Genomic DNA, 24,650 nt, shown 5'->3' on the forward strand with positions numbered 1-24,650 from the left:
TACGGGTCAACTGCGGGCAGACCCCGCGCTTTTATCTTCTACGGGAGAACACTATGGGATTCCAGCAAGGCCTGAGCGGTCTCGACGCCGCCTCTGCAAACCTCGACGTGATCGGCAGCAACGTGGCAAACGCCAACACTGTCGGCTACAAGAAATCGACCGCCGAGTTTGGCGACGTGTACGCACGCTCGCTGGTGGGGGCGTCCGACAACCAGATCGGCCAGGGCGTGAGCGTGACCAAGGTGTCGCAGTCGTTCACGCAGGGCAACGTGACAAACACCGGCAACCCGCTGGACATCGCCATCAACGGCACGGGCTTCTACCGCATGGTCGACCCGTCCAGCGGCCAGGTGTCGTACACGCGTAACGGCCAGTTCCAGACCGACAAGAACGGCTTCATCATCTCGGCCACCGGCCAGAATCTGACCGGCTACGGTGTGGACTCCACCGGCAAGGTCAACACGGCCGTGCTGACCAACCTGAAGATTCCCGTCAACGACCTGGCGCCGCTGGCCACCACCAACACCGCGTTCGGCGTGAACCTGGATGCCGCCGCCACGGTGCCGACCACCACGCCGTTCTCGCCCACCAACTCGGCCACGTTCAACCACTCCGTTTCGGAACAGGTGTACGACGGCACGGGCACGGCCCACATGCTGACCAACTACTACGTGCGCACCGCCGCAGGCTGGGATGTGTACTCGCAAGTGGACGGCAACAACCCGACCGGCGGCAACCCGGTGACGTCGCTCACGTTCAACAGCAGCGGCCAGCTGACTTCCACGCCGAGCAAGATCGCCACGGCCTTCCCCGGCATGAGCATCGCCAGCATGGATTTCACGGGCACCACGCAGTACGGCGGCGGCTACAACGACACCGCCCCGGGCGTGACGCAAGACGGTTACGCCACCGGCCGCCTGGCCAGCTATGCGGTCGGTACCGATGGCACCGTCACCGCGCGCTACTCCAACGGCCGCACGGCAACGCTGGGCCAGGTTGCCATGGCCAACTTCAAGTCGCCGGAAGGTCTGCAGAACATCGGTGGCAACCAGTGGGTGGAAACGTCCAACTCGGGCGCCCCCAACCTGGGTACGCCGGGCATGGGTTCGTTCGGCCTGCTGCAGTCGTCGGCGGTGGAGCAATCCAACGTGGACCTGTCTGCCGAGCTGGTCAACATGATCATTGCCCAGCGCTCGTATCAAGCCAACGCGCAGACCATCAAGACGCAGGACACCATCCTGCAGACCCTGGTGACGATGTAATCGTCGTTGCCAGAAGCTGACTGACCGCACACCAAGGACACTCGCATGGACCGCTCGATCTACGTGTCGATGACTGGCGTAAAGCACCTGTTCGATCAACAGGCTGCCAGCGCCAACAACCTCGCCAACGCCAGCACCACCGGCTTCAAGGCGCAGATCGACGCGTTCCATACGGTGGGTGTGCAAGGCGATGGCTCGCCCACGCGCAGCTATGTGATGGCATCGGCTATCGGTACGGACCTCGCGCCTGGCCCGATCGAGACCACGGGCCGCAGCCTGGACGTGGCCATCGACGGGCAAGGCTTCTTTGCCGTGCAGACGCCCGATGGCGGCGAGGCTTACACCCGCGCCGGTACGTTCCAGCTCGGTCCTGACGGCACGATCCAGACGCTCTCCGGCCAGCCGGTGCTGGGCGATGGCGGCCCGATCACGCTGCCGCCCGACACCACGGTGCAGTTTGCCAAGGACGGCACGGTCAACGCGATCAGCGCGGACAGCCGTACGCCGCCCGTGTCGCTGGGCCGTCTGAAGCTGGTGAGCATCGACCCGTCGAACATCGACCGCGGCGCCGACGGCCTGTTCCGCCAGCGCGACGGCCAGGACGCCGATGTGGATGAAAAAGTTCGTGTGACAGGCGGGGCGCTGGAGGGCAGCAACGTCAACCTGACCGACTCGCTGGTCAACATGATCGAAATCTCGCGCCAACTGGAAATGCAGATGAAGTCGCTGCACACGAGCGACACGAACGCCCAGTCGGCCAATGAACTGCTGCGCCACGCCTGAACGGCCGGCGCAATGAATTGAATCAACCAAGGACTCGAACATGATTCGCTCCCTGTGGATTTCCAAAACCGGGATGGACGCCCAGCAATCGCAGCTGGATGTCATCTCGAACAACCTGGCGAACGTCAACACGACGGGCTTCAAGCGCTCGCGCGCCGTGTTCGAAGACTTGCTGTATCAGAACGTGCGCGAGCCGGGTGCGCAGTCGTCGCAGCAGACCACGCTGCCTTCGGGCATGCAGATCGGTACGGGTACGCGCATCGTCGCCACCGAGCGTCTGCACACGCAGGGCAACCTGCAGCAGACGGGCAACTCGACCGACGTGGCCATCAACGGCAACGGCTTCTTCCAGGTGCAGATGCCCGACGGCACGCTGGCCTACACGCGTGACGGTAGCTTCCAGATCAACGCGCAGGGGCAGCTCGTGACCTCGAGCGGTTACCCGGTCCAGCCGGCCGTGACGGTGCCGCAGAACGCCACCAGCCTGACCATCGGCAAGGACGGCGTTGTGACGGTCACCACGCCGGGCGCGGTCAACAACACGCAGGTGGGCACGTTCCAGTTGGCCAACTTCATCAACCCGGCCGGCCTGCGCAGCATGGGCGAAAACCTGTACGCCGAAACCGAAGCGTCGGGCACGGCCAACCTGGCCAACCCGGGCTCGAATGGCGTGGGCGCGCTCAATCAGAACTACGTTGAAACGTCCAACGTGAACGTGGTGGAAGAAATGGTCAACATGATCCAGACGCAGCGTGCGTATGAGATCAACAGCAAGTCGGTCCAGACGTCGGACCAGATGCTGGAGAAGCTGTCTCAGCTTTGAGCTGACGGCGCAGTTTTTGAGGATGTAGTGCGATGCATACCCCCCCGGTTTACTCGCTCCAGAATGGCAAGCACAGCGGCCGCGCTGTGTCTGCTGTTCGAGTCGTTCGATTGGCCGTGCTCGGCACGGCCGCCTTGCTCGCTACGGCGTGCGGCATGCTGCCGCCGCCGGCCCCGATCGTGCAGGGTCCGACAACCGCGCGCCCACCGATGCCGGTGATGGCGCCGCGCCAGAACGGGGCGATCTACCAGGAAGTGGCATCGGGCAGTGGTGGTTTCCGCGGGATGTTTGAAGACCGCCGCGCCCACATGGTGGGCGACACGATCACGATCGTGATCACCGAGAACACGGCGGCCAGCAAGCAGACCTCCGGCAGCGTCAACCGCACGGGCAGCATGAGCGCTTCGGTGCCGACCTTCGCCGGCATGAACGCTGGCGTGCTCTCGCTGCTGGGTGTGTCGGCCAGCGACGCCAACAAGTTCGACAGCAAGGGCGCCAACGGTGCGCAGAACAACTTCACGGCCACGATTACCGTGACCGTGGTGGAAGTGCTGGGCAACGGCAACCTGGTGGTCAGCGGCGAGAAGCAGATGGCCGTTGGCCAGGGCACCGAGTCGATCAAGTTCTCCGGCGTGGTCAACCCGACCACCGTCAACAATCAAAACACCGTGCTGTCCACCCAGGTGGCGGACGCACGCATGGAATACCGCGGCACGGGCTATGTGGCCGAGTCGCAGCAGATGGGCTGGCTGTCGCGGTTCTTCCTGACCGTGTCACCGTTCTAAGGGATCTGCCATGACTTTGCATCGAACGAGGTTGTATCGAACCCTTGGCGCGGCCCTGGTGGCACTGAGCGCAATCTCGGCGGTTGTTCCGACAACGGCACACGCGGATCGCATCAAGGATCTGACCACCGTTGCCGGCGTGCGCGACAACGCGCTGATCGGCTACGGCCTTGTCGTCGGCCTGGACGGCAGCGGCGACCAGACCACACAAACCCCGTTCACGGTCCAGAGCTTCAACAACATGCTCACGCAGTTCGGCATCAATGTGCCGGCCGGCGCGAGCATCCAGCTCAAGAACACCGCCGCCGTGGTGGTGACGGCCACGCTGCCTGCCTTTGTGCGGCCAGGCCAGACCATCGACGTGACGGTGTCGTCCATCGGTAACGCCAAGAGCCTGCGTGGTGGCACGCTGCTGCTCACGCCGCTCAAGGGCGTGGATGGCCAGCTCTACGCATTGGCACAAGGCAACGTGGTGATTGGCGGCGCGGGCGCATCGGCCAATGGCAGCAAGGTGCAGATCAACCAGCTCGGCGCTGGCCGTATCGCCAATGGCGCCACGGTGGAGCGCGCTGTGCAGGCCACGGTGGGCGAGGCGGGCAGTATCCAGCTCGATACCGGCACGACGGATTTCGGCACCGTGCAGAACATCGTCACGGCCATCAACAAGCAGTTCGGCTCGGATACGGCGCAAGCCGCGGACGGCCGCACGGTCAACGTGCGCGCACCGGCCCTGGCGTCGGACCGCGTCGGTTTCCTGGCCAAGCTGCAGAACATTGACGTGACGCCGGCGCTGGCCGCCGCACGTGTGGTGATCAACGCCCGCACGGGTTCGGTGGTCATGAACCAGCTCGTCAAGCTCGAGCCCTGCGCGGTGGCGCACGGCAGCCTGTCGGTCACCATCAGCACAGATCCGGTCGTGAGCCAGCCGGCGCCGTTCTCGCAAGGGCAGACGGTGGCCGCAGCGCGCTCGAACATCGAGGTCAAACAGCAAGGCGGCAGCCTTATCAACGTGAAGGGCGGCACCAATCTGGCGGACGTGGTCAAGGCCATCAACGCGATTGGCGCCAACCCGCAAGACCTGATCTCGATCCTGCAGGCGATGAAGGCGGCCAATGCGCTGCGCGCCGATCTGGAAATCATCTGACGCTGGGGAGGCCACGATGAACCAAACCGACCTCACCAGCCGCCTGGCGCTCGATTCCAAGGGTTTCGAGTCGCTCAAGCAAACGGCGCGTACGGACCCGACCGGCGCCGCCAAGACCGTCGCCAAGCAGTTCGACGCGATCTTCGTGAACATGATGCTCAAGCAGATGCGCGATGCAACGCCGCAGAACGGGCCGCTCGATTCGTCGTCGAGCAAGATGTACACGTCGATGCTCGATCAGCAGCTTTCGCAGACCATGGCCTCGCGCGGCGTGGGCGTGGCAGACCAGCTTCTGAAGCAGATGCTGCGTCAGGCCACGCATGTGAACCCGGATGCGGGCGGCAAGGTGAACACCACCCTGTCCAACACGACGGCCACCAATACCGCGCTGCCAGGTGCTGCCGGCTCCACGAGCGATGCCGCCAAGGCCATCGCCCGCTCGTCGCTCAACAGCATGGCCGCGGCCGTCGCGCCAGGCACGGAAGACGACGGTTCGGGCATCAGCACTGTGCCGCGCCCGGGCTTGGAAGAACGCGTGCAACGTGCACTGGCCGCCCTGCGCAAGCAGGCGGACGCGCAGGCGCAGACCCCGAGCGCGCCGCCCGACGTTGACCTGTCGACGGTGGCGTCTGAGCCGCGCGGCGAGCGCATGACCAGCTTCTACAACAAGCTGATCGGCCACGCATCGCAGGCCGCGCAGGAAACCGGCATTCCGGCCAACTTCATGATCGGCCATGCCGCGCTGGAATCCGGCTGGGGCCGTCGCGAGATCAAGGCAAAGGACGGCACGAACACGCACAACCTGTTCGGCATCAAGGCCGGTGGCTCGTGGGCCGGCAAGACCGCCACGGTGACGACCACCGAATACATTGGCGGCGTCGCCCATAAGGTCCAGGAGAAATTCCGCGCCTACAGCTCATATGCCGAGGCGTTCAAGGACTACGCCAACCTGCTGGCCAACAACCCGCGCTACAGCAACGTTGTGGCGGCCGGCAACGGCAACGACGCGGCATCGTTCGCCAAGGGCTTGCAGCGCGCGGGCTACGCCACCGATCCGAACTACGCCCACAAGATCATGGCGGTGCTCAAGCAGATCGTTTGAGTGATCCAAGAAGCATATTTTGGCGACGACGGCCGGCTCAAGTTTGCGCTTGTCCGGCCGATGTTGTTTCTAGAGCTTATTTCGGCGGCGTCATGCTGCCCGCACCGAGACAACTATGAGCAGCTCCCTTCTGAATATTGGCGCGTCCGGCCTGCGGGTTGCCGATATCAACCTGCAAGTGACCGGCAACAACATTGCCAACGCCAGCACCCCCGGCTATTCACGCCAGGAAGCCGTGCAGACGGAAAACATTCCGCTGTACGCCGGCGTGGGCTATCTCGGTCAGGGCGCCAATGTCACGACAGTCAAGCGTATCTACGACCAGTTCCTGACTGCGCAGGTACAAAGCGGCCAGGCTTCGACCAGCGCGGCCGACCAGCTCAACAGCCTGGTGTCGGGCCTGAGCAAGTACATGTCGGACAGCAACAGCGGCCTGACTTCGTCGCTCACCAGTTTCTTCAATGCCGCCGATGGCCTGGCCTCCAAGCCGTCGGATACCACCGCTCGCCAGGTTTTCCTGAACGCGGCCGCGGGCCTGCAAAGCCGCTTCAATTCGATTGCCGGGCAGCTGAGTTCGCTCAGCAACCAGGTCAATACGCAGGTGCAGACGCAGATCAGCTCGGTCAATGGCACCGCGCAGCAGATCGCTTCGTTGAATGATCAGATTTCCAAGGCGGAAGCGTCGACCGGCCAGCCGGCCAATGACCTGCGTGACCAGCGCGACCAGCTCGTGCAGACGCTCAACCAGTCGATCAAGGCGAGCGTGGTGCAGACCGGCGACGGCCAGTTCAACATCTACGTGGGCAACGGCCAGGCGCTGGTGCAGGGCAATCAGAGCTACCAGTTGACGGCGGTGCCATCGCAGTACGATCCGACGCAACTGTCGGTGGGGTACAAGAGCCCGGGCGGCACGGTCAACATCGACGACAGCCAGCTCGGCGGCGGTGCGCTGGGCGGCCTGATGGACTTCCGCAGCAACACGCTCATTCCGGCGCAGAACAGCCTGGGCCGCCTGGCCACGGCCGTGGCGGCCGACGTGAATGCGCAGAACAAGCTCGGCATGGACGCCAACGGCAAGATGGGCACGGACCTCTTCTCCGTGGCCAGCCCGAGCGTTGCACCCAGCACCAACAATACCGGCAGCGGCACGCTTACTGCCAGCATCACCAACGCCAATGCGGGGCAAGGCTACGACTATCAGGTCAAGTACCAGGGCGGCGCCTACACCGTTTCGCACTATCCGGACGGCTCCGCCTCTGTAACGGTGTCGAGCTGGCCGACCACGATTGACGGCGTCACGCTGAACCTGTCGGGCACGATGAACAGCGGCGATTCCTTCCTGGTGCGTCCGACCGCCAACGCGGCCGCCACCATGCAGACGCTCACCACCGACTACCACAACGTGGCCGCGGCCTCGCCCGTGGTGCTCAACCAGGGCAGCAACAACACGGGCAGTGCCACGGTGTCGTCGTTGGGCGTGGACAGCACGTATGCCGGTTCGCCGCTCACCTCGCCAATCAACCTGACGTACAGCTCGGCCGTCGGCGGCTCGCTGTCGGGGTTCCCGGGCAGTGTGACGGTCACGGCGGGCGGCACGTCCACCACGTACACGGGCGGCACGGCGCCGTACACGCAGGGCGCGACGTATGCGTTCAACGGCGTGCAGATGACGCTTTCGGGCTCGCCCGGCAATGGCGACACGTTCACCATTTCGGCCAACACCGCCAACAGCACCGACAACGGCAACGCCAGCGCGCTGGCCAAGCTGCGCAACAGCAACCTGCTTGACGGCGGCACGACGTCGATCGGCACGGCGTGGAACAACCTCGTCACCCAGGTGGGTGTGCAGGCCAACCGGGCCAGCACCAACCTGACCTCGCAGAAGGCGCTGCTGGCCAGCTCCACGCAACAGCAGCAGTCGGTTTCCGGGGTGAACCTCGATGACGAGGCGATGAACCTGATGAAGTATCAGCAGGCCTACCAGGCCTCGGCCAAGGTGATGCAGACGGCCAATTCGCTGTTTGCCAGCTTGCTGTCGATAGCCGGCGGCTGATCGCGGCGGCTGAAGAAATCGCCCCGCCTGCCGATAACGTCCTAAAGCCCTACCGTCCGGACCGATCATGCGAGTCAGTACCGCCCAATTCTTTGCAGCGTCTTCCGCTTCGATGCAGAACACGCAATCGAACCTGCTCACGTTGCAGCAGCAGATTGCGAGCGGCATCGCGCTCAACAGCGCGGGCGACAACCCCAGCGCGTTTGGTCAGATGGCGCAACTGCAGCAAACGCAGGACGCCAACGATCAATACCAAGCCAATCGCGACGCCACCGACGCGCGTCTGACCAACGTGTCTTCGGCGCTGACCAACCTGGTGACCACGCTGCAGCAGGGCAAGCAGACATTGGTGGGGGCCAACACCTCGCTGATGACGGATTCGCAGCGCATTGGTGTGCTGGCGCAGGTCAAGCAGCAGTACCAGCAGTTGCTGTCGACGGCCAACCAGCGCGATGCCGCAGGCGTGGCCCTGTTTGGCGGCGCCAACGGCACGACCGATCCTTTCACGAATACCAGCGGTTCCGTGCAGTACGTTGGTAGCGGCCAGCCGCCCACGGTGCAGGTGTCACAGAACATTTCGATGCCGAATTCGGTGTCGGGCGATTCGGTGTTCGTGCGCATCCCCAACTCGGATACGTCCAACCCGAACACCAACCAGAGCATCTTCAAGACGTACGAGAACCTGATCTCGGCGCTGTCGACCCCGATCAGCGCGGCCACCCAGGCCACCGACGTCGCGAACCTGCAAAAGGCCGTGCAGACGGCGCAGGGCAATCTGGACAACGCCTATCAGGTCGCCCTGCAAGCGCAGGTGACGGTGGGCACGCAGCAAGCGCAGATCACCACGCTCAACAGCAGCGGCTCGAACTACGGCGAGCAGTTGAAGGAGCAGATCTCGAAGCTGCAATCGGTGGACTACACCACCGCCATTTCGCAGTTTTCTCAGCAGCAGGTGTCGCTGCAGGCCGCGCAGAAGACGTTCACGGCAATGCAGGGCATGTCGCTGTTCCAGTACATCAATCCGTGATCTGTCGCGGGCAGACGGTGGGGTGGCGCGGCGTATCATGTCGGCTAACCTACCGTCAGGACTGGTCATGCCTATCCAGTATCTTCGCCGCCTGACCAGCCCGGAACGCTCAGAGGATGCCAACCGGCGCCTCGGTCAGTCGCTGGCCTTCGTGGCGGGCGCCGCCAACGCAGGCGGATTCCTCGCCGTCAAGCAATACACCTCCCACATGTCCGGCATCGTCTCGGCGATGGCCGACTCGCTCGTGCTGGGCGATATTGTCCTTGTGCTCGCCGGCTTCGCCTCGCTGCTGGCATTCCTTTGCGGTGCCGCCTGCACGGCGGTGCTCGTCAACTGGGGCCGTCGGCGCAGCACGCAGAGCGAATTCGCGTTGCCGCTCATGCTCGAAGCCGCGCTGTTGTTGCTGTTCGGCCTGATGGGGACATCGCTGGGGCAATACCGTGTCGTGTTCGTGCCGGCCACCGTGGCACTGCTGTGTTTCCTGATGGGGCTGCAGAACGCCATCATCACCAAGATTTCGAAAGCGGAAATCCGCACCACGCACGTGACCGGCCTGGCCACCGATATCGGCATCGAAGTGGGCAAGGCGCTCTACTGGAACCACGGGCACCGCAACCTGCCGGCCGTCGTAGCCAATCGGCCCAAGCTGCGACTGTTGGCGTCGTTGCTGGGGATGTTCTTCGTGGGCGGCGTGGCGGGCGCGTTGGGCTTCAAGTATCTGGGTTATGCCGCCACGATTCCGCTGGCGTCCATCCTGATGCTGCTGGCCGTTGTGCCAGTGGTGGATGATTTGCTGGCGCGTCGTCGGTAAACGGGCCCGGGCTGCATCGGCCCGGGCGTGCGCAGCGGCGCTCCCCTCAGCCTATTTCCCGCCGGCATACCTCGTGCAGTGTATTCAGGCGCCGCACCGGATTGACCACGAACGGATTCGTTTCGTCCCAGGCGTAGCCCGCCAGGATGGCGCTGATCATGCGGCGGATGCCTGGAGAATGTCGTGGGTGGAAGATGATGTCCTGTAGCTCGCCCGAGTACCACCGGTCGACGAAGGCGCGGAACGTATCGACGCCTTTGCGTAGCGGCTTGTCGTAATCGGCAAGCCAATCGACGGTTTCGCCGTTGAGTTGGCGTACGAGGACGCGCGTCGCCAGGTCCGCCGAGCGCAATGCGATCGTTACGCCTGACGAGAACACCGGGTCCAGGAACTCGCCCGCATTGCCCAGCAACGCATAGCCTGGCCCATAGAGGCGCTCTACATTGGCCGCGTAGCCACCGATCTGTCGCACGGGCATGAGGAACGGCGCGTCGCCAATCAGCGCTGCGATATTCGGTTCGGCCTGGATCAGCTTGCGCAAGGTCGCTTCGCGCTCTGCCTCCGGCACGTCGAGGAAACTCGCTTCGGCTACGCAGCCGACTGACGAGCGACCGTTGGCCAGCGGGATCATCCAGTACCAGACATCGCGCCGCTCGGGGTGAACGGCGATGCAGATCTTGTCGCGATCGGTGCTGCCGGCGGGCAAGGCGTCGCGCACGTGCGTGAACAGCGCCGCACGGGTTGGCATGCGGGTCGGCGCTTCAAGATTCAGCAGGCGCGGTAGCACGCGGCCAAAGCCGCTTGCGTCTAGCACGAAGCGGGCATGAACGACATAAGCGTTCCCGGCTTCGTCTTCAACTTCCAGCACAGGCGCATCGCCCGGCTGCATCGTGCGCACGGTGTGGCCGAAGCGAACGTCGGCGCCTTGTTCGGCGGCGCTTTTGATCAGTGTTTGATCAAACACTGCGCGTTCAACCTGATACGTGGTGCCCCAGCCAGCGGAATGCTTGTCTCGGAAATCGAAGGAGGCGTGCTTGTCCTGATGTACGAAATACGCCCCGTTCTTGTACTGGAATCCTGCTTCCACAACCGCTTGCAGCATGCCCGCCGCTTCAAGGTAGGCCATGCTTTGGGGCAGCAGGCTTTCGCCAATGGAGAAGCGCGGGAAGTGCTGGCGTTCGAGCACCAGCACATTGCGCCCGGCGCGCTGCAGCAAGGCTGCTGCTACCGCGCCCGAAGGGCCCGCGCCAATGATGGCGACGTCAACATGTTCGTGCTTTTCGATTGCTTGGGTAGTTGTGTGCATTATCGGTTGTGATTTTCGTTGTCTTTTCGCGGCCGGCCGAGATAACGCACGAGATTACGTCTTCCCAAACGCTTTGAAAACCGGCGATCGATGTCGGTACAATGCGCCAGCCTTGAAAACCCGTTTTGATTTTCAGACCAACACCATTCATCCATGGATACCACTTCAACGCCTGCGCATATCGGATCGTTTGTTCCGGAAACCGCCTTCGGCATCTGGTTTCTGCGCACGTATACGTGGGAGCACCATGTGCTGCGTGTTGCAATCAATGACCTCAAACGTCTGATCACCAAACCGCTGCCTGCCGCGCCGGTCCTGGTGGATGTGGGGTGCGGACAGGGCATTTCCTTTCGGTTGTTGGAGCAAGCGTTTGCCCCGCAACGGATTGTCGGGGTGGACTGCCATGCGCCTTCGCTGGAGGCGTCCCGTAGGGCGGCCCGTGCCATCGGCACGCCGGTCGACATCCTGCATGCCGATTGCGCGGCGCTGCCCTTGCCTGATGCCTGCGCAGATATCGTGTTCTGCCACCAGACGTTTCATCATCTTGTCGAACAGGAGCGCGCATTGGCGGAGTTCCGCCGCGTATTGAAGCCAGGCGGCGTGCTGCTGTTCGCTGAATCGACCGACGCGTATATCAAGTCGTGGGTCATCCGGTTGCTGTTCCGTCATCCGATGCATGTGCAAAAGAGCGCGGACGGGTATCTGCAAATGCTGCGTGCGGGCGGTTTCGATTTTGACCAACGTAACGTGTCGCTACCGTATCTCTGGTGGAGCAGGGCGGCGGATTTCGGCTTGTTTGAACGCCTGGGCTTGCACCATCCGAAGCCGGGCAAGCGGCGCGAGACGCTCGTCAATGTCGCCGCCACCAAGTTGGTTGCCTGAGGGGTCGCCGACCGATCTCTCTGGCCGGCGGCGCCCGCTGGCCACTACTTCTTCAGGGTTACAACCTCGCCCTTCAGTGCAACGCCCGACATGAGCGCGCCCGAACCGCAGGTGAACTCCGTGGCGCTCTCGGTCAGCTTGTTCTTATAGTTGCTCTTGATATTGATGACCGCGTTGCCACCCAACTGGCGCGCACGTTCCTGCAGCGCCAGCACGGCAGACAGGAACACATACTGGCACGCCGCTTCATCGCTGCGGCCGACGCCATTGGTCTTCTTGTTGGTGGCAATCTCGCCCATCGATTTCTCGACCGCCGCGTGCTTCTGGCCGGCGAAGACGAGCGCGATATCGCTGCCCACCTTGTCGGAACCTTCGCTCTTAAGGGCCGCATCGAGCGAGTACGCCTCGACATCGTTGCGGGCAAACGCGGCGGTGCTCACCGTGGCAACGCACAGCACGGCCAGCATCAGGTGACGCTTCATTCCAGACTCCTGTAACGAGTGTGAGTGGGTGCGGACGACGAACGCCGATTACTTGGCCGCCTCGACCGTGACCAACTCGCCGCTCACGCGCAATGCCGCCGATACGCCACTGACACCGCAGGTGTAGTTGTTCACGTCGTTGCTCTCGGTCGAGTGGAACCACGTCTTGATGTTGATGACGGCATTGGCGCCACGGTCGTGCGCGGCGCTTGCGAGCTGGCGCAGGGCATCGGCCAGCGTGGCGTTGCAGATTTCGACCTCCGTGGCGGTCTTGCGTGCCGGGTGGGACGACTTCGTGACTTCACCCAGGCTGGACACCACTGCCGGGTGCGCCTGGCTGCCGAAGTAGAGCGCCACGCCGGGGGCGAATTGCTGCGATTGCAGCACGGGCTGGATCGGGTACGTCATGACTTCTGTGCGCGCGTGTGCAACCTGCGTGAGCATGGCAAGCGCGCTGGCGGCCAGCAGTAGTTGTTTCTTCATTGAGAGCACTCCTGTCTTCTTATTGCGTTGAGAAAATCGCCGAGGATGGTGTCAGATCACGGCGTCGAACATCAGCCCGGCGCAACTGCCGCCGAACCCAAAGGAAATCGATAGCGCACGCTCGATGCGAGCGGCACGCGATTGGCGCACCAGCGGCAGGCCGACAACCGCGGGGTCGAGTGTTTCGATACCGGTCGAACCCGCAATGAAGCCGTCTCGCATCATCAACAAGGTATAGATGGCTTCCTGCGCGCCCGCCGCCCCCGGGGGATGTCCGGTGAGGGCCTTGGTGGATGAGAACGGCGGCATGGCGGTACCAAATACGGTTTGCAGGGCAAGCAGCTCTTCCACGTCGCCAGAGGGTGTGGATGGGCCGTGCGTATTGATGTAGTCAGGGCGGGTGCCGGCATCATCCACTGCGCCCTGGATTGCACGCGCAATGCCCGGTGCACGCGGCGATACCATCGAGCCGACGTCGGTGCTCTGCCCGAAGCCGGTCAGTTCCGCATAGATCCGGGCGCCACGGGCGCGTGCGTGCGTAAGCGATTCCAGCACCAGCATGCCGGCGCCGGAAGCCAGCACGAAGCCGTCGCGTGCCACATCGTACGGGCGTGATGCGCGCTCGGGCGCGTGCGCCGGTGCACGCGACAGCGCGCCCATGGCATCGAAGAACATGGCATAGCTGTCGTGTAGTTCTTCAGCACCGCCGGCCAGCATGATGTCTTGCTGCCCTGAGCGGATCCATTGCGCAGCCTGACCAATCGCCAGCGCCGACGTAGTGCACGCCGATGACGGTGAGTAGCTGATGCCGCCAAACCCGAACACCTGCGCAAGGTTGGCCGACACCGTACTGCTCATCACCTGCGGCACGATATAGGGCGATGCCCGTTCCACGCCGCGCGCACGTACGGCGTCCAGTGCGATGTCATACGCGGCCAATGCACCGCTACCGGAGCCTGCCACCAAGCCCGCGCGCGGCGTCTGCAGAGCCGTCGATTCCAGTCCAGCATCGCCGATGGCGTTGCGTGCCGCGTGGCACGCCATGCGCGCGGTCTCGCCCATGAAGCGTTCGAACTTGCGTGCAAACGGCGGAGCGCCCTCAACTGAGGCCAAGCCTGCGACCTGGCTCGACAGCCCCAGCGCCTGCCAGGCCGGAACGTGCGAGAGGCCCGAGCGGCCGTCGCGCAGCGCCGCAGAAACCCCATCCAGCGTGTTACCCAGGCAACTTACGATACCCAGGCCCGTCACGACCACGCGTTCCGGTGCAGCCAAGGGGCGCGAAGTGCTAAGCGACATCAGGCAGCGCGCTTGAAGATCAGCGACGTGTTGATGCCGCCAAACGCGAAGTTGTTGCTCATCACGTGCTCGGTATCAAGGGTGCGCGCGCTGCCGACGATGTAGTCGAGCGGTGCACAGGCCGGGTCGACGTTCTCGAGGTTGAGCGTGGGCGCGTACCAGTTGCGCTTCATCATCTCGATGGTCCACCACGCTTCAATGGCGCCGCATGCGCCCAGCGTATGACCGATATAGCTCTTGAGCGAACTGATCGGCATCGTGGGGCGGAAGACCTCGGCCGTGGCCAGGCTCTCGGCCACGTCACCGAGGTCTGTGGATGTGCCGTGCGCGTTGACGTAGCCGATGGCGTCCTGCGGCAGGCGTGCATCCTGCAGCGCCAGGCGCATGGCTTGGCTCATGGTGGCCGCGGTAGGTTGCGTCATGTGTACACCGTCGGAATTGCAGCCGAAACCGACGACCTCGGCATGGATGCGCGCGCCGCGCGCGCGGGCGTGGTCGTAGTCTTCCAGCACCAGCGTGGCTGCGCCTTCGCCCACGACCAAACCATCGCGGGCTTTGTCGAACGGGCGAGGCGTGAGGTGCGGCTCATCATTGCGCGTGCTGGTGGCGTACAGGGTGTCGAATACGGCCACGGCTGGTGCGGACAGTTCCTCGGCGCCGCCGGCCAGCATCATCGTCTGTTTGCCGGTCGCGATGGCTTCATAGGCATAGCCGATCGCCTGGCTGCCCGATGCGCACGCGCACGATGTGGGAATGACTCGGCCCTTCAAATCCCAGAACAGCCCGACGTTGACCGCCGTCGTGTGCGGCATCATCTGCACGTAGCTGTTGGATGTGACGCCCTGCATCGAGCCCGTGTCCAGCATGTTGCCGAACGCGCGGATGGGCTGCACCGAGCCTGACGACGAGCCATACGCCACGCCCATGCGGCCATCGGCGATGGAGGTGTCTCCCGCCAAGCCTGCATCGGCCAGGGCCAGCTCGCTTGCGCGCACGGCGTACACCGAGACAGGTCCCATTGAACGGGTCTTCTTGCGTGGGTACTCCGCCGGTGTGGTGAAGGCCGGCAGCGGGCACGCCAGCCGCGCGTGCAGCGTGTCGAAGTAATCCCACTCCGGCATACGCCGAACGGCATTGCGGCCCTGTTCGAGGGCCGATTGGATTTCACTCCACTCAGAGCCGAGGGCGGTAACACCGCCCATGCCGGTGACGACAACCCGTTTCATCAGATCATCCCGCCGTTGACACCGATGACCTGGCGCGTGACGTACGACGCCGCATCCGACATCAAAAAGCCCACCACCGCAGCCACCTCGGCTGGCTGGCCGACGCGCTGCATCGGTACCGTCTGGAGTGCGTGGTCCAGGTGTTCGACGTGGGACAGCATCTCGGTTTCGACCAGACCCGGGGCTACGCAGTTGACGGTGATGTTGCGTGAAGCCAGTTCCACTGCCAGGGCCTTCGTTGCACCAATGAGCCCGGCCTTGGCCGCGCTGTAATTGACCTGCCCCCGATTGCCCATCACGCCCGAGACCGATGCGATGGTGACGATGCGCCCCCCCTTGCGAGCACGCACCATTGGCATGGTGAGTGGGTGCAGGACGTTGTAGAAACCGTCCAGGCTGGTTTCGAGCACGATGTCCCAGTCTTCGTCCGTCAGGGCGGGGAAGGCGGCATCGCGGGTGACACCCGCGCACAAAACGATGCCGTAGTAGGCACCGTGCGCTTCGACGTCGGCCTCGAGCTGCGTACGGCAGGCGTTGCGGTCGCGTACATCGAACTGGAGCACGCGGGCCTTACCTGCATTCGCACCCTGCGCCTGGATACCGGCGACAACGGCATCGGCCTCGTTGCGGCCACTGCGGCAATGCACCGAGACGTCAAACCCGTCGGATGCGAGCTGATAGGCGATGGCGCGGCCGATGCCACGGCTTGCGCCCGTCACAAGAACACGGCGGCTCATATCGTGAGACTCCCTTCGATGAATGCTTGAAAATCGGTCGGCTGGTAAACCTTGATGATGGCGTTGGCCAGGGGCTGTCCGCCCGCACTGATTGTGCACTCGTACGCGCCATGACCCTCGGCACCTCGCAACAGCTCGCGTGCCTCCACGCGCAACGGCTTGCCTTGTTCAAACGCGGGAACGCTGGCCTCGTACTTGCGCGAACCAAGCAGCACGCCGGGCCGCGCTGGTTGACCAGCGCGCGTCGAAAGCAGGCCGACATGTGCGGCAATGGCCTGCGCCATCAGCTCGATGCCGATCCACGCGGGCATGTTGCCGCGGGTGTCGGCATACCAGGCGGCAGGGTCGACATGTGCAACCGCCGCAAGAAATTCGTCATCCCAGGATTCGACGCCTGCGAGCAGCAACATCGTGCCGCGATGCGGCAGGATCGATTCGATGGGGGCCAAGGGGGAAGCAGCCCTCACTTCGGTATCAGTCATGCTCATCCCTGCCCCAGGATCAGGCTGGCGTTACTGCCGCCAAAAGCAAACGAGTTGCTCATTACGTACCGGCCGGCGCCCAGGCGGCGGGTGTCTTCGATCAGATCGAGCGTGGGCAGAGCGGGGTCGGCTTCGCCATCCCAGAGGTGGCGCGGCAGGGTGATGCCTTCATCGGCGAGCGTCAGCCATGCGAAGCCGAGTTCGGTGGCACCTGCGGCGCCCAGCGTGTGCCCCGTCAGCGGCTTGGTGCCGCTGGTCGGCACACCCGCTGGAAAGACGTGCGCCATCAGGTGCGCTTCCATCTCATCGTTCTTGCGGGTGGCGGTGGCGTGCAGGTTGACGTAGCCGATGGCGCTGACATCGATGCCAGCATCCGCCAAGGCGGCACGCAGGGCGCTCTCAGCGCCGGCGCCGGTCGGGTCGGGCGCAGAAATGTGGTGGGCATCGCTCGACTCCCCCACACCCGCCAGCCGTACGGGGCCGCGTTCACGTGTCATCAGGAATACGGCCGCCCCTTCGCCGATATTGATACCGGCACGGTTGCGGCTCATGGGGTTGGTGCGCGCGGCGCTGGTCGATTCCAGCGAGGCAAAGCCCTGCAGCGTCAACTCACATAGCGAATCCGCACCCCCCACGACCACTGCGTCACACAGGCCTAGTTGCAGTAACCGGCGGGCCGAGGCGAAAGCCTTGGCGCTCGATGTGCAAGCGGTGGATACCGTATAAGCCGGACCAGTGGTGCCAAGTGCCGCAGCGGCGAACGGTGCCAGCGTGCCGATTTCCATTTGGCGATAGTCGAACGCGCGGGGAAGATTGCCGTGTTCTTTTGCATGGCGCAGCGCCGCCTCGGCAGCGTCGATGCCCGACGTGCTGGTCCCGAGGACGATGCCAATCCGGTGCGGGCCATACTGGGTGCGGGCCTGGTCCACCACGGGTTGAATCTGCGCGAGCGCGGCAAGCAGCAACCGGTTGTTGCGACAGTCGTAGGCGGACAAGTGCGCGGGCGGTTCGATCTCGAGTGCAGCCAAGGCGCGTCCGATCATGCCCGTTGAACCTTCTGGCCGGTCGACCGCCCCCATGCCAGGCGCATGCCCGGCTGCCAGGTTGCGCCGGATGGAATTCACGTCATCACCCAGCGCATTGACCATGCCGAGCGCATGCAGATAAACAGGAGAAGCGGTCATGATGGTCGATGTCTTACGGTGGGCATTCCGAGCGGCGCCAACGCAACCGCAATGACAATGCCCAGGGCAAGTGTCATGCCGAAGCTGCGCAGCACCGGCATGCCACTTTTACCCAGCAGGCCGAACGAGAGCAGCGTGGTGGACGCCGACAGCAACACGCCAACCCATACGCCACCAATATCCGCGCGCTGCCGCGCACAACCTTCGCGCAGGAACACAGCGTAGTTGGCGCCGACGCCCAGCACCAGCATCAGGGCTAGCCAATGGAACAGGTTTAGCGGAATGCCCGCGTAGCCATACACAGCAAACGTGATGCCGACAGCGCAGACGACCGGCAAGGTCACGCGCACACCGGCGGCCACGCCATAGCGCACGCAGAACAGCATGAGGATCAGGCTGAGCGCCCCAGCCAGCCACCAACCGCTATCGATGCGGTACGTGGCGAACAGGCGCGCGACGCTGGCGGGTTTGTCGACGAAGCGGATACCAGGGGTGGCATCGGCCAGTGCCGCCAACGCGGGCAACTGCGCCGACGTGACACCGGTCGGGATGACGATGGCGGCAAACATGCGCGGCGCACCGGCGCTCGACACTTGGCCTAACCAGAGGTGGCGATAGGGCTGCGACCAAGGCATCGCTAGCCATGCATCCACCGTAAGCGGGTCGCTCGGAGGGGTTTCAAACGCAGTCACGTACTTGGCGGCGATCTCGGGCCGAAAGCCAGCGTCCGTCAAGGTCGCGCGCAGGGCTTGCGGGTCAGCAGACACGCGTTTGCTCAGGCGGGCGCGGTCTTCCGCTTGTTGATGAGCGGAAGGCACGAACTGGGTGACTGATTGCACGCCTTTGAGCGAGGCACCTGCAATCGGCAGCTCCAGCTTGTGTTGCAGTGTTTCAGCACGTTGCAACACCTGCTCGGTGGAGTCGCCCTTCACAACGAAAAATTGGGTGCTGTTTTCTACGCCGATGGCTTCGCGCACGAAGGCCTCTTGTCGTGCCAGATCGGGGTCGCGCTGGATCAGCAGGTGGATGTCGTCGTCGCTGGTCAGGCGTAGCCATCCGGGCACGGCGGCCGCCGCAATGAGTGCCAGGCAAACCCAAGCACCCCGTCGCGTCAGTGCTGCCTGCCAGCGGCCCAGCCAACGCGCGGCGCGATCGTAGGTGCGGTATGGCTGTCGCTGCGCATTCGTCAGCAGTGCAGGCAACAGCGATGCCACTGACAAAAAGGCCGCTCCGATCCCAGCGATCGCAAAGCACGCAATCTGGCGCAGCGCCGGAAATGGCACGCCAACCAGGATCGCGTAGCCGAGCAGGCTTGTTGCAAGCGCCACCAGCAGTGCCGGCCGTACCTCGCGCGCGCTGCGTCGCGCGTCTTGCCCCTGGGCACCGAGGTGGCCGACGAAGTACTGAATGGAGTAATCCACCGCCTCGCCGATCAGGCTGGCGCCGAATACGAGCGTGAGGAGGTGCAGCTTTCCAAAGACCAGCATCGTTGCGGCCAACGCAAACACGATCCCAATGCCCGTGGACAGGAACCCGAGCAGCAGAAAGCGCGGCGAGCGGAAGACCCACAACATCAGCAAAGCGATACCGAGCGTCGAGATGATGCCGATGCGATGCAGTTCCTGTTCCGAAGCGCTGCGCGCAGCGGCGGCATAGAAAACGGCGCCGGTGCGCACCAGAGTGACGTCCGGAAAGGTACGCGCCAATGATTGCTCAGCCTGTGCGACAGCGGTGCGGACGTCGGCCTGGGTTTGCCCATCGTAGGCAGAAGCGGCCAGCGTGCTGGTGACCAAGACGCTGGTGGTGTCACCGCGCCGGGTGATCAGCAGGTTGTCTTCCAGTTCGAGCCGCGTGGCGGCCAGCGGCAGGCCCGCCAGCCAGTGGCTGAGCCAGCCGAATGGGTCGTCAGCCAGCGGTGCGCTCAGACCGGCTTCGACCGGCGCGTACAGCCTTTGCGCGAGCAGTGTGGGCAGCGCGGTGGATGTGTCATCCAGTGCCGCGCGGTCTGCGGCGCTCAGCAGGCCGAATCGGTAAGGCAGATAGAAGCGGGTGATCTGCGCGGTATCGAATGGCGGCAACTGGGCAATCACGGTGCGAAGAGACTTGCTGCGCTTGAGTTGCGAACCAAACTGCATGGCAGCCGCTTTTGCATGGTCAGCGTTGCGGCTACTGAGCAGGAAGACCGCGCGGTCACCCAGTGATGCCGCCAGCGTATCGACAGCCTTTTCCGCAACCGGGTCGGCCTCGGTGTCCGGCAGCAACGACAGCAGGTTCGTTTGCAACGCCGTACCGTCGTGCAGGCGCAGGCCGCAATAGAGCAGGGCGGCCAGCACGACCGCCAGCCAGCCGAGCCGGATGCCCCACATTCGTCGGACAGAGAGGGCCGGCCGATGCAACCCCAGCTCCAGCGTCATCAGGGCGCTCCCAGCAGCGTGCGCTCGGCAGCGCTGGGCGCTTCCACACGCGTGCTGCCCGTGAACTCGATGCGTGTTTCATCGCCATTGGCTGACTGGATGCGGATACTCCGCACGTAGGTGTCGCCCGACAGATCCAGCCCGCGCAGTGCCTGTGCCAATTGCGGCTGGGCTGGGGTCAACTTCAGATGCCAGCGGCTGACGTTGCCTTGTGCATTGACGTTGAACTGGGAGTACAGCGCGGACAGGTCGCCCGTGAGCATCGCGCGCATCATGCGCGAGACCTGCGCTACACCAGCGGCGTTGCGCGCGCCACGCGTCGGCCGGTCGTTGGCATCCAGCACGGTGACACCCGAGTCGGTCATCACATACGTCATGCGGGTCGGCTGCTCGATGCGCCAGACTGCGCCCAGATCGCGCAAGAACAGCAGCGTGCCGCTGCTTACCAGCGGCTTCTGCATGGCCTGCAGCGATTGCGTTTGTACGAACTGCGCGCGTATGCCACGTGCCTGTGCCAATTGCGCAGCGACTTGCGAGACGAGTGTGCTGCCCGGCGATACTTCGCTCGGTGTCGCGCTGGCGAGTGTGCACGTCCCCAGCATCAGCGCGGTAATCCACGCGCGCACGATAGCGTTCAGCCCAACCATGCGCGCTCCACACGTTCGATCATCACGGGCGGCGAGACGAACTGCAGTTCGCCGGTGCGGGCGCATACGGCTACCTGCGTGGTGGTTCCCTTGGTCAGCCGGGTGCCGGATGCGCAATCGACGATCTCGTAGCCGATCTTCAGGCGGTTCTCGTATTCGAGCAGCGTTGCGCGCACCTCGATCTGTTGGCCGTAGGTTGCCGGCTTGATGTACTTCAGGTGTGCTTCGACAACGGGCCATAGGTAGCCGGAGTCGCGCATCTCGCGGTAGTCGTAGTCGAAGCGGCGCAGCAGCGCGGCACGGCCGATCTCGAAGTACTTCAGGTAGTGACCATGCCAGCAGACGTCCATGGCGTCGACGTCGTGAAACGGCACCTCAACCTGGGCGCTGGCGGCCAGTGGCGGCAGGTCGCGGGAAGTCATGCTGGCATTTCCTGTTGGTTGTCTGCGTTGGTGAGCAGGCCACGCTCGATGGCGAGCGTCAGTGTGCGCAGATCGGCTTCCAGTGGGCGGTCTTCGCTCACGAATGCCGACATGGCGCTGATACGCTCCACGAACGCCTGCACGGGTGCCGGCACCTGCGTGTACGGGTCAAGCTGACAGCGCAGTCGCACTGCCTGGACAGTTGCGAGCGTATGCGCGGCTGCCACCTGTTCCGTTAGCTCCAGCACGCGCAGGCAATCACGCGCGGCAATCGTGCCCATGCTGACCTTGTCCTGGTTATGCGCTTCCGTTGATCGCGAGAAGACGCTGGCCGGCATGGTGTGCTTGAGCGCTTCGGCCGTCCAGGCTGATGACGAGATCTGCACGGCTTTGAAACCGTGGTTGATCGGTGCACGCTCGGCGGTGGCGCCCGACAGGTTGCGCGGCAAGCCGTTGTTGAATTTGTCGTCCACCAGGAGCGCAAACTGGCGGTCCATCAGGTCGGCCAGGTTGGCAACGGCTGTTTTGAGCGCGTCCATCGCAAACGCGATGTGCCCACCATAGAAGTTGCCGCCGTGCAGGATCTCCTGCGCATCGGGATCGACCAGCGGGTTGTCGTTGGCGCTGTTGAGTTCGTTCTCGATGTCGCGGCGGATCCACGACTGCGCGTCGCGCGCCACGCCGATCACGTGCGGAGCGCAGCGGATCGAATAGCGATCTTGCACGCGGTGCGCCGAAGCGTCATCCCAGTCGGCCAGATCCGCGCGAATCCATCCGGCAACTTCCGCCTGCCCCGCATGTGGCTTGGCCGCGAAGATGGTCGGGTGGAAGTGCGCAGCGCGCCCATCGAGTGCCACCGTGGCCAAGGCCGTCAGTCGAGAAGACAGGCGAATCAGTTGCTCTGCGCGGGCGTAGGCCAGACACGCCAGACCAGTCATGACCGCAGTGCCGTTCATCAGCGCAAGCCCCTCTTTCGGGGCCAGGGTGATGGGCGAGTGGCCGATCTGGTGCCACACGCCGGCGGCGGGCTGCACATGGTTGTTGAAAAGCACGTCGCGCTCGCCGACCAGCGTGGCAGCCACGTACGACAGGGGCGTCAGGTCACCGCTGGCGCCCACCGATCCCTCGGCCGGAATGCGCGGCAGGATGCGGTGGTTGATCAGGTCGGCCAGGCGCTGCAGCAGCACATACCGGACACCCGAATAGCCGTGGGCCAGCGAGTTCAGTCGTGCAGCCACCACGGCCAGCGTTTCAGCCGGCTCCAGGTGGCGGCCCATGCCGCAACCGTGATAGCGCGTGAGCTGCAGCGGCAGAGCTTCAACCAGCGCCATCGGCACACTTACTTGGCACGCATCGCCGTAGCCTGTGTTGACGCCGTAGATGGTTGCGCCTTCGGCCAGCCGTTGGCACAGGAACTGCGCACCACGTTCGATGCGATCGCGCCACGCGGCATCGGCGCAGAGCGAAACCGGCTGCTGGTCGCGCGCAATGGCAACGACGTCTTCAATCGTCAGATGACGGTTGCCGATGACAACGCCGAGCCGTTGGGCGGGCGCATTGACTTGCGCGGGCACGTTCAAATCGTGTTCAGCCATGGGCGTCCATGTTCTTGGTGGCGTTGGGGCGCGCCCAAAAATCGAAAAAATTGAACCATTGGAAAGGGGCCTTGCGGCAATAGTGTTCCAGCCGCTCTGCGTAACGCTGGGCCAATGCGCCAAGGTGGCGTGCGCGCTCGGCACGCGGTAGCGCAACGTGCTCGGCAAATGGCTCGAAATACAGGGTATGGTCCTGCCCCGTCTTTAGGCAAAAGAACAGGTACACCGGGCAGCCCAGCGCGTGTGCCAGAACGTATGGGCCCTGTGCGAATTGTGCAGGTGCGCCCAGAAAGCGGGCCTCCACCGTGCGGCCGGATTCGTGTGCGGGCACCCGGTCGCCCACGATCACCAGCAGTTCGCCGGCGTCGATGCGCTCTTGCATCAGCATGGCTGTGGCTGGGCCGAAGTCGGTCACTTGCATCAGGTGCGAGACGACATCCGGATGCGCTTGTGCCAGCACGTGGTTAAAGCGCTGCGCATGCTCGGTGTAGACCACCGCAGTTACCTTGGCGAGGCCATTGCGGGCAGCCAGCGCGCGCGTCATTTCCAGGTTGCCCAGGTGCGCGCCAATGACCAGTGCGCCACGACCGCTGGCAACGAGTGCTTCGAATGCGGTCGGGTCATCAAAGCGCACGCGTTCATTTTTGACCTGCCCCGACCATGCGGCCAGCTTGTCTAGCCCCGACTGCGCAAACGCGATCATGTGGCGGTATGCACTAAGCCAACCCGGTTGCGGCATGCCTGTACCCGGCGACACCGAATGCAAGCGGGTGAAGTACTGCCGCGATGCCTCTCGCGCCGCACGCCCGGTTATCAGGAAATACGCGACGATCGGGTATAGCCACAACGAAGTGAGGCGTGTGCCGAACAGGCGGCAGCTCAGCGCAAGAAGTTGCATGCCGAACTGGCTCCCACGCTCGGCCACGCGCCACCAACCTTGCGTCGTGGTTGATGCCGAAGAATGACGCCAGCGCGGCAAGCATTTTCCGGCCAGCAGCATCGGAAAACGCAGCAGCATGCCGGCCACCAGCCGCGTGTGGCTCTTGCTGATGCGGATGTTGTCCCACAGCACGTCAAAGTGCGACAGCCCGCCGCGTTCATACGTCACGCGCGTGGGCAGCGTGATGATGCGCGCCCGGCGCCAGTGCAGGCGTACCAGAATCTCGATATCGAAATCCATGCGGGTGGGCAGCGCCACGTCATCCATCAGCTTGCACGCCAGCGCCAACGGGTAGATGCGGAAGCCACACATCGAATCCCGGATGTCGAATGACAGCGTTTCGATCCACACCCACACGTGCGTGAGGTAGCGGCCGTACAGGCGCGACCTGGGCACGCTTTCGTCGTAGACCGGGCGGCCGAGGATGATGGCGTCGGGCACGGAAATGGCGGCGGCAAGAAAGCGAGGTACGTCGCCCGCATCGTGCTGGCCGTCGGCGTCGATCTGCAGGGCGTGGGTATAGCCGGCAGCGTAGGCCGCACGCAGACCGGCCATCACAGCTGCGCCCTTGCCGCCGTTTTCCGGTAGCCGCAGCAGCGTGACTTGTTGTGCGTACTGCTGTGCGAGCGCGGCCAGCACGGATTGCGTGGCCGCGTTGCTGCCGTCGTCGACGATGAGGATCGGCAGCCCGTGGACCAACAGGTTCGCGACGGTGTTGCCGATCGCATCCTTGTGGTTGTAGATCGGGATGACGATGACCATGT

Annotated in this window: 23 protein-coding genes; 10 read left to right on the plus strand and 13 right to left on the minus strand. The window is 64.0% G+C overall.

Translation table 11 applies throughout. The features are described from left to right. Positions 1-53 precede the first annotated feature (53 nt). From flgE to DOD19_RS18935, 9 genes are all read left to right on the plus strand, one after another. Positions 54-1,262 (plus strand): flagellar hook protein FlgE, encoded by a 1,209-nt coding sequence (gene flgE / locus DOD19_RS18895; protein WP_024977568.1) that lies wholly within the window; start codon positions 54-56, stop codon positions 1,260-1,262. Between the two features lie 45 nt (positions 1,263-1,307). After that, the gene (gene flgF, locus DOD19_RS18900) at positions 1,308-2,045 is read left to right on the plus strand and encodes a flagellar basal-body rod protein FlgF (protein ID WP_024977569.1); all 738 of its coding nucleotides are present in this window, start codon (positions 1,308-1,310) and stop codon (positions 2,043-2,045) included. 40 nt (positions 2,046-2,085) lie between these two features. After that, positions 2,086-2,868 carry a flagellar basal-body rod protein FlgG gene (gene flgG, locus DOD19_RS18905; RefSeq protein WP_112187279.1) on the plus strand — a complete coding sequence of 261 codons (783 nt, stop codon included), beginning with the start codon at positions 2,086-2,088 and terminating at the stop codon, positions 2,866-2,868. 32 nt (positions 2,869-2,900) lie between these two features. Next, entirely contained in the window at positions 2,901-3,653 is a 753-nt protein-coding gene (locus tag DOD19_RS18910) for a flagellar basal body L-ring protein FlgH (RefSeq protein WP_024977570.1), read from the plus strand. 10 nt (positions 3,654-3,663) lie between these two features. Then, the gene (locus DOD19_RS18915; RefSeq protein ID WP_024977571.1) at positions 3,664-4,797 is read left to right on the plus strand and encodes a flagellar basal body P-ring protein FlgI; all 1,134 of its coding nucleotides are present in this window, start codon (positions 3,664-3,666) and stop codon (positions 4,795-4,797) included. 16 nt (positions 4,798-4,813) lie between these two features. After that, a complete protein-coding gene (gene flgJ / locus DOD19_RS18920) occupies positions 4,814-5,899 on the plus strand; it encodes a flagellar assembly peptidoglycan hydrolase FlgJ (RefSeq protein ID WP_024977572.1) in 1,086 nt (361 codons plus the stop codon). A gap of 115 nt (positions 5,900-6,014) precedes the next feature. Further along, positions 6,015-7,952 (plus strand): flagellar hook-associated protein FlgK, encoded by a 1,938-nt coding sequence (gene flgK / locus DOD19_RS18925; protein ID WP_112187281.1) that lies wholly within the window; start codon positions 6,015-6,017, stop codon positions 7,950-7,952. Positions 7,953-8,019: 67 nt separating this feature from the next. After that, positions 8,020-8,979: a flagellar hook-associated protein FlgL gene (gene flgL / locus DOD19_RS18930; RefSeq protein ID WP_024977574.1), complete on the plus strand. Its 960-nt coding sequence runs from the start codon at positions 8,020-8,022 to the stop codon at positions 8,977-8,979. A gap of 67 nt (positions 8,980-9,046) precedes the next feature. Beyond that, positions 9,047-9,790 carry a YoaK family protein gene (locus tag DOD19_RS18935; RefSeq protein WP_024977575.1) on the plus strand — a complete coding sequence of 248 codons (744 nt, stop codon included), beginning with the start codon at positions 9,047-9,049 and terminating at the stop codon, positions 9,788-9,790. Between the two features lie 46 nt (positions 9,791-9,836). Here the strand turns inward: DOD19_RS18935 and DOD19_RS18940 are convergent, their stop codons facing one another. Next, positions 9,837-11,096, minus strand: coding sequence for an NAD(P)/FAD-dependent oxidoreductase (locus tag DOD19_RS18940; protein WP_112187283.1), 1,260 nt, complete (start codon positions 11,094-11,096; stop codon positions 9,837-9,839). A gap of 153 nt (positions 11,097-11,249) precedes the next feature. Between DOD19_RS18940 and DOD19_RS18945 the strand changes: the two genes are divergently transcribed. Beyond that, positions 11,250-11,978, plus strand: a complete 729-nt coding sequence (locus DOD19_RS18945; RefSeq protein WP_112187285.1) for a class I SAM-dependent methyltransferase — start codon at positions 11,250-11,252, stop codon at positions 11,976-11,978. A 44-nt stretch (positions 11,979-12,022) separates the two neighbouring features. Here the strand turns inward: DOD19_RS18945 and DOD19_RS18950 are convergent, their stop codons facing one another. Genes DOD19_RS18950 through DOD19_RS19005 form a run of 12 tightly spaced genes read right to left on the minus strand, consistent with a single transcriptional unit; the run spans position 12,023 to position 24,648 of the window. Further along, positions 12,023-12,460: a hypothetical protein gene (locus tag DOD19_RS18950; protein WP_024977578.1), complete on the minus strand. Its 438-nt coding sequence runs from the start codon at positions 12,458-12,460 to the stop codon at positions 12,023-12,025. A 48-nt stretch (positions 12,461-12,508) separates the two neighbouring features. Next, on the minus strand, positions 12,509-12,943 hold the full coding sequence (locus DOD19_RS18955; RefSeq protein ID WP_112187287.1) for a hypothetical protein: 435 nt from the start codon (positions 12,941-12,943) through the stop codon (positions 12,509-12,511). A gap of 51 nt (positions 12,944-12,994) precedes the next feature. Further along, positions 12,995-14,239, minus strand: a complete 1,245-nt coding sequence (locus tag DOD19_RS18960) for a beta-ketoacyl synthase N-terminal-like domain-containing protein (RefSeq protein WP_112187290.1) — start codon at positions 14,237-14,239, stop codon at positions 12,995-12,997. Beyond that, a complete protein-coding gene (locus DOD19_RS18965; RefSeq protein WP_112187293.1) occupies positions 14,239-15,465 on the minus strand; it encodes a beta-ketoacyl-ACP synthase in 1,227 nt (408 codons plus the stop codon). The genes DOD19_RS18960 and DOD19_RS18965 overlap by 1 nt, the downstream gene beginning before the upstream one ends. Beyond that, positions 15,465-16,202, minus strand: a complete 738-nt coding sequence (locus DOD19_RS18970; protein ID WP_112187295.1) for a 3-ketoacyl-ACP reductase FabG2 — start codon at positions 16,200-16,202, stop codon at positions 15,465-15,467. The genes DOD19_RS18965 and DOD19_RS18970 overlap by 1 nt, the downstream gene beginning before the upstream one ends. Then, complete coding sequence (locus tag DOD19_RS18975; RefSeq protein WP_112187297.1) at positions 16,199-16,684, minus strand: hotdog family protein; 486 nt, start codon at positions 16,682-16,684, stop codon at positions 16,199-16,201. The genes DOD19_RS18970 and DOD19_RS18975 overlap by 4 nt, the downstream gene beginning before the upstream one ends. Before the next feature lie 2 nt (positions 16,685-16,686). Continuing rightward, the gene (locus DOD19_RS18980) at positions 16,687-17,868 is read right to left on the minus strand and encodes a beta-ketoacyl-[acyl-carrier-protein] synthase family protein (RefSeq protein WP_024977584.1); all 1,182 of its coding nucleotides are present in this window, start codon (positions 17,866-17,868) and stop codon (positions 16,687-16,689) included. Beyond that, positions 17,865-20,282, minus strand: coding sequence for an MMPL family transporter (locus DOD19_RS18985; protein ID WP_112187299.1), 2,418 nt, complete (start codon positions 20,280-20,282; stop codon positions 17,865-17,867). Before DOD19_RS18985 ends, DOD19_RS18980 begins: the two co-directional genes overlap by 4 nt. Beyond that, a complete protein-coding gene (locus DOD19_RS18990; protein ID WP_112187301.1) occupies positions 20,282-20,929 on the minus strand; it encodes an outer membrane lipoprotein carrier protein LolA in 648 nt (215 codons plus the stop codon). Before DOD19_RS18990 ends, DOD19_RS18985 begins: the two co-directional genes overlap by 1 nt. Beyond that, positions 20,917-21,351, minus strand: a complete 435-nt coding sequence (locus DOD19_RS18995) for a thioesterase family protein (protein ID WP_024977587.1) — start codon at positions 21,349-21,351, stop codon at positions 20,917-20,919. Before DOD19_RS18995 ends, DOD19_RS18990 begins: the two co-directional genes overlap by 13 nt. Next, the gene (locus DOD19_RS19000) at positions 21,348-22,946 is read right to left on the minus strand and encodes an aromatic amino acid ammonia-lyase (RefSeq protein WP_112187303.1); all 1,599 of its coding nucleotides are present in this window, start codon (positions 22,944-22,946) and stop codon (positions 21,348-21,350) included. Before DOD19_RS19000 ends, DOD19_RS18995 begins: the two co-directional genes overlap by 4 nt. After that, complete coding sequence (locus DOD19_RS19005; protein ID WP_112187305.1) at positions 22,939-24,648, minus strand: glycosyltransferase; 1,710 nt, start codon at positions 24,646-24,648, stop codon at positions 22,939-22,941. Before DOD19_RS19005 ends, DOD19_RS19000 begins: the two co-directional genes overlap by 8 nt. Positions 24,649-24,650: the final 2 nt, after the last annotated feature.

Origin of the sequence: Ralstonia sp. GX3-BWBA (assembly GCF_003290055.1) — a bacterium.
Classification (GTDB): Bacteria; Pseudomonadota; Gammaproteobacteria; order Burkholderiales; family Burkholderiaceae; genus Ralstonia; species Ralstonia holmesii.